This window comes from Pseudomonas sp. FSL R10-0399, from assembly GCF_009600165.1.
GTDB classification, from domain to species: domain Bacteria; phylum Pseudomonadota; class Gammaproteobacteria; order Pseudomonadales; family Pseudomonadaceae; genus Aquipseudomonas; species Aquipseudomonas helleri.
On sequence record NZ_WIWK01000068.1, the window covers coordinates 20591 to 33598 of the forward strand.

Consider the following 13008-nt stretch of genomic DNA (forward strand, 5'->3'; position numbering starts at 1 on the left):
GCGTGATTAAACACGCAATTTTGTAGGAGCGAGCTTGCCTCGCGATCTTTTAAACGACCAACAGATCGCGAGGCAAGCTCGCTCCTACAGATTAATCAGCAACACTGATTACGCCTGCTGCAAATACCAGCGCCAGTCCTGCTCGCCCACTTCGCCCATGAACTGGCGGTACTCGCCGTTTTTCACGGCCAGATACACCTTCAGGAACTCCGGGCCAAACGCCTCTTTGGCCCACTCCGAGGCTTGCAGCGCGCGCAAGGTGGTCAGCCAGTCGGTCGGCAGTAATTCGCTGGCCTGGGCATAACCATTGCCTTCAATCGGCGCACCCGGATCACGCTGCTCACGGATCCCGCGATGAATCCCAGCCAGAATGGCCGCAGCGGCCAGGTACGGGTTGGCGTCTGCACCACAGATTCGGTGCTCAATGTGCCGCGAATACGCCGGGCCGCCCGGAACACGCAAACTCACGGTGCGGTTGTCCACCCCCCAGGTCGCGGCCAGCGGCGCGTAGCTGTTGCTCTGGAAACGGCGATACGAGTTGGCATTCGGGCAAAACATCAGCAACGAGTCGAGTAAAGTGCTGAGCATGCCGCCCACCGCGTGTTTGAGCAGCGGCGTTCCGGCTGGTGCTTCGCTGGCGAACAGGTTATTGCCGTCCTTGTCGGCCAGGCTCACGTGCATGTGCAGACCGGTGCCGGCCAGGTCATCAAACGGCTTGGCCATAAAACACGCGACCATCCCGTGCTTGTGCGCCACGCCCTTGACCAGGCGTTTGTAGCGCACCGCTTCGTCCATGGCCTGCAAGGCATCAGCGCGGTGTTCAAGGGTGATTTCGACCTGCCCCGGTGCGTATTCAGATATCGCCGTGCGCGCCGGAATCCCTTGCAGTTTGCAGGCACTGTACAAGTCCGCGAGGAACGGTTCGATCTGCTCCAGCTCACGCAGCCCGTACACCTGGGTTGCCCGGGGCCGCTGACCGTCGGCATCACGGGCCGGTTGCGGGCGCCCGTTGCTGTCGCGCTGCTGATCGAGCAGGTAAAACTCCATCTCGGCCGCCATCACCGGGTAATAACCGTCAGCTTTCAGGCCATCAATAACCTTGGCCAGCAAATGCCGCGGGTCGGCCACCGTGGCTGGCATACCTTGGGTCGGGTGCATGCTGACTTGCACCGCGGCGGTGGGGATCAAGCGCCACGGCATGCGTTGCAAACTGCCGCTGATCGGGTAGGCCCGGCAGTCAATATCGCCCACGTCCCACACCAGCCCGGTGTTTTCGACGTCATCGCCGTTGATGCTCAGGCCCAGAATCGTGCTCGGCAGCGGCCGCCCGCTTTCATACACCGCCAGCAACTCATCGCGGTGCAGCAACTTGCCGCGCGGCACGCCGTTGTTGTCGATGATAAACAGCTCGAACATCTCGATATCCGGGTTCAGTTCCAGAAAATCGAGGGCTTCATTCAGCGGGGCAAACGGGGTCGTAGCAGTCATGGTCATGCTCATCATTTCGTATCAGACAGGCGCACGGGCGCGCCGAGGCAACTGCGCCTTTTCAAGGCAGCAGGCAGTCAGGACTTAATGCGAAACACGAGTATCCGGCGGGCGGGCATGCCGGCAGTGGAACAGGGCCCAAAAGGCCAATTTGGAAGGGAGTGCACAACGGCTGGAGGGGCAAGGAGCAAAGTAACGGGACCGAACGCCACGCAATAGCGGTGTCTGCGACACACTGCATCGTTCATGCGCTCCTCGCAAACCACCCATACCTTCGACCTTGGTCAACACTGAAGCCGTAGCCTCACACGACTGGGTGACCCGATGCAACACAGAGTTTCAGATATTCAGTTGCAGGCTGACTAAACATTAATCGCCCAGCCGCGCGCTAGAGAGCGGCACGGTTGTGGCACATGAACAGATTTTCATCGAACGTTTTAAAAACCGGCAAGGTCGGATGCAGTGTCTATCCTGCTTGGGCAAAGGCAACCCAAGCCATCTTTTATCTGACTTTGAGAGGCGTCCTCCGTGTCCAGAACAGTAGCCGATTTCATCACCGAGACTTTTCAGCAAGCCGGCGTTAAACGTGTGTATGGCGTGGTCGGCGATTCTTTGAACGGCTTTACCGACTCACTGCGCCGCCAGGAGCAAATCAAGTGGATTCACATGCGCAACGAAGAAGCCGCAGCCTTTGCCGCAGGCGCTGAAGCGCATCTGACCGGCGAACTGGCGGTGTGTGCCGGCAGTTGCGGGCCCGGCAACCTGCACTTGATCAACGGCCTGTTCGACGCCCATCGCAGCGGTGTGCCGGTGTTGGCGCTGGCCGCGCACATTCCGGGCAGCGAAATCGGCATTGACTACTTTCAGGCCACGCACCCCGAGAGCCTGTTCAAGGAATGCAGCCACTACGTGGAACTGGTCTCGCGCCCCGAACAACTGCCGCAAATTCTGGAGCGTGCCATGCGCATCGCCATCGCCAAACGCGGCGTGGCGGTGGTGGTGATTCCGGGGGATGTGGCGCTGCAGCAAACTGAAGCGAAAGTACCGAACTGGCTCACCCCGACTCAGCCGCTGGTTCGCCCCAGCGACAGCGATATCGATGAGTTGGCGGCGTTTTTGAATGACGGCAAAAAAGTCACCCTGCTGTGCGGCGCCGGTTGCGTCGATGCCCACACCGAGATCCTCGCCCTGGCCGAACGTCTGAACGCACCCATCGTGCATGCGTTGCGCGGCAAGGAGCATGTGGAGTACGACAACCCGTATGACGTCGGCATGACCGGGCTGATCGGTTTTGCCTCGGGTTATCTGGCCATGAAAAACTGCGACACGCTGCTGATGCTCGGCACCAACTTCCCCTATCGGCAGTTCTACCCGGAGCACGGTCACATCGCGCAGATCGATCTGCGACCCGAAGCGCTGGGCAATCGCTGCGGCCTGGAGTTGGGGCTTCTTGGCGATGTGAAGCTGACGTTGCAGGCCGTGCTGCCCAAGCTGGCGCAAAACCCGGATCGCGATCACCTTGAGTCAGCCCTCAAAGATTATAAAAAAGCGCGTCAGGACCTCGACGCCCTGGCTGAAAGCGGCCCCAACAGCGACATCATCCACCCGCAATACTTGAACCGTCTGGTCAGCGAGCTGGCGGCAGAAGATGCGATTTTCACCTGTGATGTCGGCACCCCGACCGCATGGGCCGCCCGTTACCTGAAAATGAACGGCCAGCGCCGCCTGGTTGGCTCGTTCAACCACGGCTCGATGGCCAACGCCATGTTGCAAGCCATCGGCGCGCAGGCGACCTTCCCTTACCGCCAAGTGATTTCAATGTCGGGCGATGGCGGTTTCACCATGATGATGGGCGATTTCTTGACCCTCAATCAGGTGGGTTTGCCGGTCAAAGTCATTGTGCTGAACAACGGCACCCTGGGCTTTGTTGAAATGGAAATGAAGGCGGCCGGTTTCCCGGACGTGGGCTGCGACCTGGACAACCCCAACTTTGCCGCGATGGCCGAAGCCATGGGCGTCAAAGGGATTCGCGTCGAGCATCCGTCGCAGCTGGAAGCCGCGCTGCGTGAAGCCTTCAGCCATGACGGCCCGGTGCTGGTGGACGTGGTCAGCGCCCGTCAGGAACTGGTGATGCCGCCGACCAAAACCTTCGAACAAGCCAAGGGCTTTAGCCTGTTCATGCTTAAAACCGTGATGGATGGCCGCGCCAAGGAGTTGATTGATCTGGCCAAGGTCAATCTATTGCGCTGAACGGAACAGCGGCGCCTGAGGGCGCCGCTGCTCAGGCTTAAAAAATACGCCGGTAAATCGCTTCAACCTCCTGCTCGTTCATGTCGCACGGGTTGCTGTCGATCAAGCGACGAATGCCCACCACCACCTCGCTGGCCATGACCGCCAGCGACGGCTCATCCACTTTCAACTCAGACAAACGCAGCTCCAGGCCGCTGTCCTCGACCAGGCTTTCAATGGCTCGCACAAAGGCTTCTGCGGCGCTGGCTTCGTCGGCAAAATGCTCGCCCGGCAACAGGTGCGCCGCCAGTTCGGCGTATTGGCGCTGAGCCGCTGCCAGGTTAAAGCGGAGCACCGGGGCCATGACCAAAGCGTTGGCGTGGCCGTGGGGGATGTGAAAGCGCGCACCCAGCGGATACGCCAGGGCGTGAATCGCCGCCACCGACGCATTGACGAACGCCATGCCCGCCATCAACGACCCTTGCAGCATGGCCGTACGCGCTGGCAGGTCCGTGCCGTCAGCCAGCACTTTGCGCAGGTTGCTGCCCAACAAGTTCAATGCGGCCGTGGCCAGACCATCGGAAATCGGGTTTTTCCGGGTGCGGCTGGTGTAGGCCTCAATCGCATGGACCATGGCGTCCAGCCCCGTGGCCGCCGTCACTTTGGGCGGCAGGCCCAAGGTCAGCAGCGGGTCGAGAATGGCCACGTCCGGCAGCAGTTGCGGCGAATAGACCGCCTGTTTTTTATTCTGCGGATCGGTGATCACCGACACCCAGGTCACCTCCGAACCGGTGCCCGAGGTGGTCGGCATCAGCACCAGCGGCACCCGTTTGCCACGGGCTTTGTCGGTGCCGTAGAGGTTTTCAAGTGGCTGGTCGCTGTTGGTCAGCAGAGCGACCAGTTTGGCGGCGTCCAATGAACTGCCACCGCCCAGGCCCAGCACGCCATCGGCCTGGAATGCTTTGGCCTGGCGGGCGGCTTGCTCAACCACGGCTGAAGACGGGTCCGGCGTGACGTGATCAAATACCGCCACCGCGCACCCGGCGGCTTCGAGTACCGCTTGTGCGCGGCCGGCAAAGCCGAGGCTGACAATCCCCGGATCGCACACCAGCAGCACCCGCTGTGCCCCCAGGCCACGGAATACATAGCCAAGTTCTTGCAGTGCCCCGGCTTCGCAAATGATGCGCGGCACGCTTCTGAATTCATGGTTCATCGCTGACTCCTGTTAACTGATGAATCCCCCTGTAGGAGCTGCCGAAGGCTGCGAGCTTTTAACGATCAAAAGATCGCAGCCTGCGGCAGCTCCTACGAGGAAACCGAGGTGGTTTACAACACCGAGGTGTAGAGGGCGTGGATGTCGTCGCGGTCAAGTGGGCGGGGGTTGTTGATCAGCAGGCGCTCGATTTTCAAGGCGTCATCGGTTAGTTGATTGATGTCTGATTCGGTGACACCCACTTCGCTCAGGCGCTGGGCAAACGGCATGCGCGCCACCAGTCGGGTCATAAAGTCGATAAAGCCGTCGCACGCCTCTCGGGGGCTGGCGAAGCGCTGCCCCGGTAACACCGCACTGGCCAATTGCGCGTACCAGGCTTCGGCGGCCGGGCGGTTGAAGTTCAACACCGGCACCAGCACCAAGGCATTGCTCAAGCCGTGGGGCACATGGAAATGCCCGCCCAGCGGATACGCCAGCGCATGCACTGCTGCCACCGGCGCGTTGGCGAAGGCCATGCCCGCCAGCATCGAGCCCAGCAACATGTTCGAACGCGCCTGCAAATCACCGGGCTCGGCCAGCACGCGATCCATGTTGGCCGCCAGCAAGGTCAATGCCTGCACCGCCAGGCCATCCGACAGCACGTTCTTTTTGTGCGCGCTGGTGTAGGACTCGATGGCATGGACCATGGCATCCACACCGGTCATGGCGCTGACAGCGGCGGGCAAGCCGACCGTCAGCCGCGCATCGAGCAACGCGATGTCGGGGTACAGCAGCGGGCTGACCACGCCCTTTTTCTCGTGGCTCGGGGTGGTGACAATGGCCACCGCCGTGACTTCCGACCCCGTGCCTGCGGTGGTCGGAACCTGGATCAGCGGCAAGCGCGGGCCTTTGGCCAGGCCGATGCCGTAGATGTCCTCCAACCGTTGTTCGTGGCCGCAGAGCAAGACCACCAGTTTGGCGATGTCCAGCGAGCTGCCGCCACCCAGGCCGATGACCGCCTGCGCGCGGCATTCGCGCGCCACCGCCACCGCGTCTTCCACGCAGGCCACCGGCGGGTCGGCCTGCACGTCGCTGTACAACGTGACTTGTAAACCGCTGTCGCGCATGGCGTTGATCGGCGCGTCGAGCAAGCCTGCGCGTAGCAAACCGGGGTCGCTGACCAGCAACACCCGCTCGGCATTCAGTTCTCGGCACAAGGCACCCAGACGCAGTGCGCCGTCGATTTCGCAGATCACCCGTGGTGTGGTTTCAAAGGTAAATTTTGACATGGCGGTCCCTACCCTGCGGTCACGCTGCCGCGCTCGATGCGAAAGAGCGCATCGACCAGATCGGCAGAATGAGTGTCATCGGATTCAGATATCAGCACGCACAGCCCTTCACGGCCGAGCTTGGCGATCACTTCGCTCAGGCGCCGGGACAACACCGGCGCCACCCCTTCAAACGGCTCGTCGAGCAACAGCAACGTGTGCCCCGGCATCAACGCCCGCGCCAGCGCCACCAGCTTTTGTTGCCCGCCGGACAATTGCATGGCCTTGCGCTCACGGAACTGGGCGATCTCCGGAATCAGGCTGTAGACCCATTCCAGTCGGCGCTGGCTGTCAGGCAATTTGTTGGCCCAGACCGGCAGCAAGATGTTCTCTTCGACAGTCAGCGCCGGGATCAATCGGCGGTCTTCGGGCAGGTAGCTGATACCCGCTGCGGCGCGGGTAAACCCCGGCCGGTTGCGCAGGTCCTGGCCGGCAAATGTGATCGACCCCGAGTCAGCCTCGAGCAGGCCCATGATGGTGCGGATCAACGTGGTTTTCCCGGCGCCGTTATGGCCGATCAAACCGACCATTTGCCCGGCGCCCACGTGCAACGACACGTCATGCAAAATCGGCACGCCTTCGATCGAAACGTGCAGGTTGCGAATATCCAGACTCATTGCGCTGCCCTCTTGTGAGCGTTTGGCCCGCCGGTGACAAACTCTTGCACGCGGGGGTTGGCCAGTACCGCTTCAGGTGCCCCGTCGGCCAGCACTTCACCGCTGTAGAACGCCAGAATTCGCGACACGTAGCGGCGCACCACGTCCATGTCATGTTCCACAAACAGCACCGTCACCTGATGCTGTGCGACCACGCGCATCACGGTGTCCATAAGGGCGGTTTTCTCTTCGGCACTGACGCCGCTGGTGGGCTCATCGAGCAGCAGCATTTGCGGGTCACCGATTAACGCCATGGCAATGTCGATCAATTTGCGTACGCCTTGGGGTACCGCCGTGACCAGCGTGTCGCGCCAGCGGCTGATGTCGAACTCGGCCAGAATCGCATCCGCCTGGGCAATGCGTGACGCATTGCGCATCGGCGCCAGCAGCGACGGAAATGGGCTTTGCGCAGCCGAAACGGCAATCAGCAGGTTGTCCAGCACGCTCAGTTGCGGGAACAACTGCGCGACCTGAAACGAACGCGCCATGCCCGCCCGGGTGATGGCCCTGGGCGTGCGGCCAAGGATCGACTGGCCGTTGAACAGGATCTCGCCACGGCTGGGTTTCAGGTAGCCAGTGACCATGTTGATAAACGTGGTTTTACCGGCGCCATTGGAGCCAATCACCCCGACCACTTCGCCTTTGTGGATGCGCACGTTGACGTCTTTGGCCGCCGTTACGGCGCCAAATTCCTTGCACAGCCCTTGGGTTTCAAGAATGCAGTTCATGCCTTTGCCCTCCGCGCTTGCCCGGTGAACAGGCTCCACAAGCCTTTAGGCAGGAACACAATGATCGCCAACAGGGTGAAACCCAGAATCATCTGCCAACTGTGCGGCACCAGCTCGATGGCATAGGTGCGCACCACGGCAAACAGAATGGCCGCGATAAACGGCGCGGCGACGTGGGCAGTACCGCCCAGCAGGGCGATGAAGACGAATTCGCCGGAGGTGATCCAGTAGGCCATTTCCGGGTCGATGTGCCCGGCCGACAACGCCATGAAACCGCCACCCAACGCCGACACGGCAGCGGCCGCGACGTAGTTCATGTACAGCACCCAGCGCGGTGACTGGCCGAGGTATTCGACGCGCACTTCGTTTTCACGGATGGCTTCGCACATCATCCCGGCGCTGCTGCGGCTGTAGCGGTGCAGCAACACCGCCAGCAGCCCCGAGCAGGCGACGATGATGATAAACAGCGCCAGCGGCGCCTGCCCGGCAGCGGGTGTCCAGCCAAACAGGGTCCAGGCCTTGACGTTGAAACCGTCAGTGCTGCCCAGCGCCGAGCTTTTGACCAGCACGCCGTACAAAATCATCGAGAACGCCAGCGACAGCATGGCGAAGAAAATCTCCCGGTAGCGGGTCATCAACAGCCCCAGCAGCATGGCCAGCAACACTGCCGCCCCCACTCCGATCACCAGCAGCAGGGCCAGGTCGGTGATGTCCAGGAAGTGCCCGCTCATGCCCACCGCGTAACCGCCGATGCAGAAGAACAAGCCTTGGCCAAAGGTCACCAGCCCGGCGCGCATTTGCATGACCACGCCTTGCACCACCATGGCCTTGGCCAGCGCCATGGTCAGCAAAAACACCAGCCATTGCGGGGCGATTACGCCGCCTGCAGCCAGCAGCACGGCAACGCCGAGCAGAATCAATTCGGTTTTACTCAGGCGCATTTAGATTTTCCTCGCCAGTACACGGCCGAACAGCCCTTGAGGACGCACGGCCAACACCAGCGCCATCACCCCGTAGATCACAAAAAGCTCGAACTCCGGCGCGTAATGCACGGCAGCGGCGCGGCTCAAGCCCACCAGCAAGGCGCCCACTGCGGCGCCTTCGATGCTGCCCATGCCGCCGATTACTACCACGGCAAATGCCAGCACGATGACTTCAACGCCCATGCCCGGCACCACCGAGATCGCCGGTGCGGTCAAGGCGCCCGCCAGCGTGCCGAGCATGGTGCCGAGCACAAACACCAGGGTGAACATGCGCCGCACGTTGACGCCCATGGCCATGGCCACTTCACGGTCGTGGATCACTGCGCGCAGCACCTTGCCCTGGTGCGTACGCTCCAGCCATAACCACAGGCCCAGGCCCAGTACCAGCGAGATGCCCACCAGCATCAGGTCGTAATTCGACACCTTGAGCCCGGCCAGCGCGCTGCGCCCCATCTCGGCATAGGGCTGATAGGCGAAATACGGGTTTACGCCCCAGATCATCTTCATGGTGTCTTCGAGGATCAGCAGCAGCGCGTAGGTGATGATCACCATCAGCACTTCGTCGCGGCCGTACATAAAACGCAGCAGGCCGCGCTCGATGATCAGCCCGACGATCAGCCCGGCCACCAGTGCGCAACCGAGCATCAGCAGATACCCGACCCAGACCGGGCCAATGCCGTTATTGAAATACCAGCCCACCAGAGACGCAGCGGTGTAGGCGCCAATGGCATAAAAACTGCCGTGGGCCATGTTCAGGATGCGCATCACCCCGTAGATCACCGTGAGCCCGGCCGCGACCAGAAACAGCCACGAGGCATAAATGGTGCCGTCTATCAGCACCGCGAAAAGACTCATCATTGAGGTCCTACCTTGGCAAGAAGGTGGCAATACCTGTAGGAGCGAGCTTGTCTCGCGATCTTTTGATCGTTTAAAAGATCGCGAGGCAAGCTCGCTCCTACAGTGGCCGTTAACGGATCAGTTGCACTGCGCGCCGGGGAAGCCGGCCTTGATCCAGTCCAGCGCGGTGGTGCCATCCGGCGGGGTCACGCATTCGCCCGAGAAGGCGATGACGTTTTGCACGCCGCCTTTTTTGGTCGTCGGATCGTATTGGTATTCGCCGTAGGCAATCCCTTGCATGGCTTGATGGCCATCGGCGCGGGCCATTTGTACGGTGCCGGACACCGACTCAAAGGTCGCACCCTTGAACGCTTGGGCGATTTGCAGCGGGGTCGGGATTTTGCCTGGCTCAACCTTGGCGTTTTCCGCCGCGTGCTTGAGGCCCAGAATGGCCTGGGCCATTTTGCTGGCCGGGTACGTCGGCGCGGTTTTGTAGGCGGCCTGGTACTGGCCTTTGAACCAGCCGTTGAGGGTGTTATCCGGCGCAAAGGCACCGAACGGGCCACGGCCACCAATGATCATGCCGTTAGGCGCCTGATCCTTATAACGGTCGATGGCCGACTCGCCGCAGGTCAGTACCGCCGTGGCGTCTTCGAGCAAGCCACGGGCGTTGGCTTGCAACACCAGAGCTTCCATGTCGCCGCCCCAGAAGCTGGAGTGGATGATGTCCGGGCGCTTGACCGAGATCGCGGAGATTTCAGCGCCGTACTGGCCCTGGAACACTTTGGGCATTTGCGACTCCACCACTTTGGCCTTGGGCATCAGTTGCTCCATGGAGTGGGTGAAGTCGTTCCAGCTGTCCTGGCCCCAGGCGTAGTTCTGCTGAATACCGGCGACTTTCTGTGCGTCCGGGCGCACTTTGGCCAGGTAACGGGCGGCGCCAATGTTGTCCACCGCCGCATCGAGGCTGGTGCGGAACACGTAATGCGGGGTTTTGTCTTCTTTGAACAACTGCGAGGTGCCGCAGTCGTAGAACACCGTCATGGCGCCCAGCTCTTCGGCAACCGGCGCAATGGCCAGGCAGTCACCGGAAGAGATATAGCCCACCACCGCATCGACCTTCTGGCGCTGCACCAGGTTGCGGAATTCTTCGACCTGCTTGGCCGCCCCGCCCGCTTCGTCAATCATGACCATTTCAATTTCGGCACCGTTGATGCCGATCTTGTCGTAAGGCGCAGGCAACTGGCCTTTGTTTAAGCCTTCGACCAGCACCTTGGCGGCATTCGCTGACGGCTCGCCAAATGGGCCAGCGGCTGGGCCTGACAAGAAGGTCACCACGCCAATGCGGAATTTGCCGTTTTCAGCAGCGTGTACCCCGGTACTCAATGAAAGCGCCAGCCCGGCAGCCGTGATGGCAAAGGCCAAAGGGTGTTTCAACATGCTTTTCTTGGAATTATTCATGCTTGCTTCTCGGTCAAAGGTCGAGCCGCTAGGGCTCGGCGACGGGTTTACGCGCGGCCAGACGCCGCTTCAGGGTGGCGCTGTCGAGCTGTAGCTCTTGCGCCGAATACACCGACCAGTCACCCAGCATCAGTTGGGCAGGCGGGTAATCGGTATTGCTGACCGGCGTGCCAATGGCCTGGCTCTGCTGGATTTGATGGGTCACCGGGTCGATGCGTGAAAAGCTGCCGGGCGGGTCTTCGGGCAAGGCGATGTCCAGGCCTTCGAGGGCACGGATCAGGGCCTGGGTGTCGGTCACCCCGCCGGTTTTCTCAAAAGCTTTGGCCATCACCATCACCACGCTGTAGGCGCCTTGCGCAGCGTAGGTCGGATAGCGCCCGCTCAACTGATGAAAGCGCTCGACAAACGAGCGGTTGCGCGGGGTGTCGGGCCAGTTGTTGTGGTGGCGCGCCGAAAGAATCAACCCAGCAGGCGCCTTGTTGCCCAGCGACACTAGAAAGTCGTAATTGGCCCCGGTGTCGAAGTTCGCCAGCCGCGAGGTTTCCAGCAAGCGGCTACCGGCGGCCTGTTTGACGAAGGCATGGAAGTCGCCGCCCCAGATCGCCGAGACGATGATGTCGGGCCGGGCCTGTTCCAGTGCGGTGATATACGGCGAGTAATCGGGCTCGTACAGACGCGGCCACAACTCGATGACGTCATCGAACTTAACCCCCAACTGGTTCAGGGCTTCGTGCAAGTCATCGCGGGACACATGGCCGTATTCGTAGTCAGGGCCAATAAATGCCAGGCGCTTCCAGCCGGTCTTTTTCTGCAAGGCTTGCAGGTACCGCGCACCTGCCGCCATGGAGGTCCAAGTGTCATTGGTCACACGAAAATAGTACGGGTGGCCGTTTTCCAGGGTCATGCGCGACGAGGCGTGATCGGAGCCGATCATCAGTACTTTTTCCTGGCGGGCCAGTTGGCTGACGGCCAGCGCCACGCCGGACGAAACCATGCCGCACAGCACTTGCACGCCGTCCTTGTGGATAAAGCTCTTGGCCAGGCTGACGCCGTAGGAGGCTTTGGACTGGTCGTCATCGACAATTACCCGCAGGCGCGGCACGGGCTCACCGGCCACGCGGCGGGTTTGTAATTCATTGAGTGCGACTTGAATGCCGAGGATGCTGTCGTGGCCATAAATGGCGGCGCGCTCGGTCATCGGGTACAGGCAGCCCAGGGTCAGGTCGGCGTCAGCGGCCGGCACGCCTAATTCCAGACGGCCGACGTCGGCGCTGGACAAGGGGCTGGCAAGCAGAGTGCTCAGGGTCAGGAGGCCATAGGCCCATTGACGCAACGGGGACATAAATTCCTTTGGGCGTTGAAAACGCCTCTTGTTGGAGTGCGGGAAGGGACAGAGCAAGGGCTGTGCCAAGGTGAACAACGCGTAGGAGCGAGCTTGCCTCGCGATCTTTTAAAGGGTCAAAAGATCGCGAGGCAAGCTCGCTCCTACAGGATTTGCGGGTGTGTTGAGCGGTTTGCGCTCAACCTGCGCGCGGGTGTGAGCGCTTAGCGCTCAATGCCCAGCCGTTGCAGGCGGCGTTTGAGCGCGTGGCGCGAAATGCCGAGCAATTGCGCGGCCAGACCTTTGTGGCCCGCCGAGCGGCTAAGCGCATCGGTCACAAGCTCGCGCTCGGCACGTTCGAGCTGGTCGCCCAGCACGCCGGATGCCTCCACCTCTTGCCCTTGCAAGGGCGCGGGCAACATCACCGCGCTGATGCCTTGCCCCGGCAACAGAATGGTCAGGCGCTCGACCAGATTCTTCAGTTCACGCACGTTGCCGGGCCAGCGATGACGGCGCAGCGCCGCCACGCAATCGGGCAAAAACTGGATCGGGCTCACGCCCTCTTCAACCGCTTGGCGTTGGGCAAAATACTGCGCCAGCAACAGCAGGTCTTCGCCGCGCTCACGCAAGGCCGGGATGTCCACCGTGATGACGTTCAAACGGTAAAACAGGTCTTCACGAAACCGCCCCAAACGCACATCGTCGGCCAGGTCCCGGTCTTGCGTGAGCGCGGCGAAGACCTGCTGTTGCTGGCGCAGTATTTTGCCCAACGCCAAGCGGTTGAA

Annotated in this window: 11 protein-coding genes; 1 reads left to right on the forward strand and 10 read right to left on the reverse strand. The window is 61.4% G+C overall.

Features of this window, described 5'->3' with window-relative positions; translation table 11 throughout:
- Positions 1 to 108 precede the first annotated feature (108 nt).
- The gene (locus GHO41_RS18450; RefSeq protein ID WP_048368803.1) at positions 109 to 1488 is read right to left on the reverse strand and encodes a glutamine synthetase family protein; all 1380 of its coding nucleotides are present in this window, start codon (positions 1486 to 1488) and stop codon (positions 109 to 111) included.
- Between the two features lie 528 nt (positions 1489 to 2016).
- Between GHO41_RS18450 and poxB the strand changes: the two genes are divergently transcribed.
- Entirely contained in the window at positions 2017 to 3738 is a 1722-nt protein-coding gene (gene poxB / locus GHO41_RS18455; protein ID WP_048368656.1) for a ubiquinone-dependent pyruvate dehydrogenase, read from the forward strand.
- 37 nt (positions 3739 to 3775) lie between these two features.
- Here poxB and GHO41_RS18460 read toward each other — a convergent pair whose 3' ends face one another.
- The 9 genes from GHO41_RS18460 to GHO41_RS18500 form a co-directional block, all read right to left on the reverse strand.
- Positions 3776 to 4930, reverse strand: coding sequence for an iron-containing alcohol dehydrogenase (locus GHO41_RS18460; RefSeq protein WP_153434305.1), 1155 nt, complete (start codon positions 4928 to 4930; stop codon positions 3776 to 3778).
- A gap of 113 nt (positions 4931 to 5043) precedes the next feature.
- Complete coding sequence (locus tag GHO41_RS18465; RefSeq protein WP_153434306.1) at positions 5044 to 6198, reverse strand: iron-containing alcohol dehydrogenase; 1155 nt, start codon at positions 6196 to 6198, stop codon at positions 5044 to 5046.
- An 8-nt stretch (positions 6199 to 6206) separates the two neighbouring features.
- A complete protein-coding gene (locus tag GHO41_RS18470; protein ID WP_048368659.1) occupies positions 6207 to 6854 on the reverse strand; it encodes an ATP-binding cassette domain-containing protein in 648 nt (215 codons plus the stop codon).
- Positions 6851 to 7621 carry an ABC transporter ATP-binding protein gene (locus tag GHO41_RS18475; protein WP_048368660.1) on the reverse strand — a complete coding sequence of 257 codons (771 nt, stop codon included), beginning with the start codon at positions 7619 to 7621 and terminating at the stop codon, positions 6851 to 6853. Before GHO41_RS18475 ends, GHO41_RS18470 begins: the two co-directional genes overlap by 4 nt.
- The gene (locus tag GHO41_RS18480; protein ID WP_048368661.1) at positions 7618 to 8562 is read right to left on the reverse strand and encodes a branched-chain amino acid ABC transporter permease; all 945 of its coding nucleotides are present in this window, start codon (positions 8560 to 8562) and stop codon (positions 7618 to 7620) included. Before GHO41_RS18480 ends, GHO41_RS18475 begins: the two co-directional genes overlap by 4 nt.
- On the reverse strand, positions 8563 to 9462 hold the full coding sequence (locus GHO41_RS18485; protein ID WP_048368662.1) for a branched-chain amino acid ABC transporter permease: 900 nt from the start codon (positions 9460 to 9462) through the stop codon (positions 8563 to 8565).
- A 117-nt stretch (positions 9463 to 9579) separates the two neighbouring features.
- Complete coding sequence (locus tag GHO41_RS18490; protein WP_153434307.1) at positions 9580 to 10902, reverse strand: ABC transporter substrate-binding protein; 1323 nt, start codon at positions 10900 to 10902, stop codon at positions 9580 to 9582.
- 28 nt (positions 10903 to 10930) lie between these two features.
- On the reverse strand, positions 10931 to 12244 hold the full coding sequence (locus GHO41_RS18495; RefSeq protein ID WP_256678798.1) for an ABC transporter substrate-binding protein: 1314 nt from the start codon (positions 12242 to 12244) through the stop codon (positions 10931 to 10933).
- Positions 12245 to 12447: 203 nt separating this feature from the next.
- A partial coding sequence (locus tag GHO41_RS18500; protein WP_256678799.1) for a helix-turn-helix domain-containing protein occupies positions 12448 to 13008 on the reverse strand: 561 nt, incomplete at its 5' end.

Excerpts from the sequence above, each read along its gene's own strand:
- GHO41_RS18495 (WP_256678798.1), bottom strand. The coding sequence starts at position 12,244 with ATGTCCCCGTTGCGTCAATGGGCCTATGGCCTCCTGACCCTGAGCACT.
- GHO41_RS18475 (WP_048368660.1), bottom strand. The coding sequence starts at position 7,621 with ATGAACTGCATTCTTGAAACCCAAGGGCTGTGCAAGGAATTTGGCGCC.
- GHO41_RS18450 (WP_048368803.1), bottom strand. The coding sequence starts at position 1,488 with ATGACTGCTACGACCCCGTTTGCCCCGCTGAATGAAGCCCTCGATTTT.
- GHO41_RS18490 (WP_153434307.1), bottom strand. The coding sequence starts at position 10,902 with ATGAATAATTCCAAGAAAAGCATGTTGAAACACCCTTTGGCCTTTGCC.
- GHO41_RS18485 (WP_048368662.1), bottom strand. The coding sequence starts at position 9,462 with ATGATGAGTCTTTTCGCGGTGCTGATAGACGGCACCATTTATGCCTCG.
- GHO41_RS18470 (WP_048368659.1), bottom strand. The coding sequence starts at position 6,854 with ATGAGTCTGGATATTCGCAACCTGCACGTTTCGATCGAAGGCGTGCCG.
- GHO41_RS18480 (WP_048368661.1), bottom strand. The coding sequence starts at position 8,562 with ATGCGCCTGAGTAAAACCGAATTGATTCTGCTCGGCGTTGCCGTGCTG.
- GHO41_RS18460 (WP_153434305.1), bottom strand. The coding sequence starts at position 4,930 with ATGAACCATGAATTCAGAAGCGTGCCGCGCATCATTTGCGAAGCCGGG.
- GHO41_RS18465 (WP_153434306.1), bottom strand. The coding sequence starts at position 6,198 with ATGTCAAAATTTACCTTTGAAACCACACCACGGGTGATCTGCGAAATC.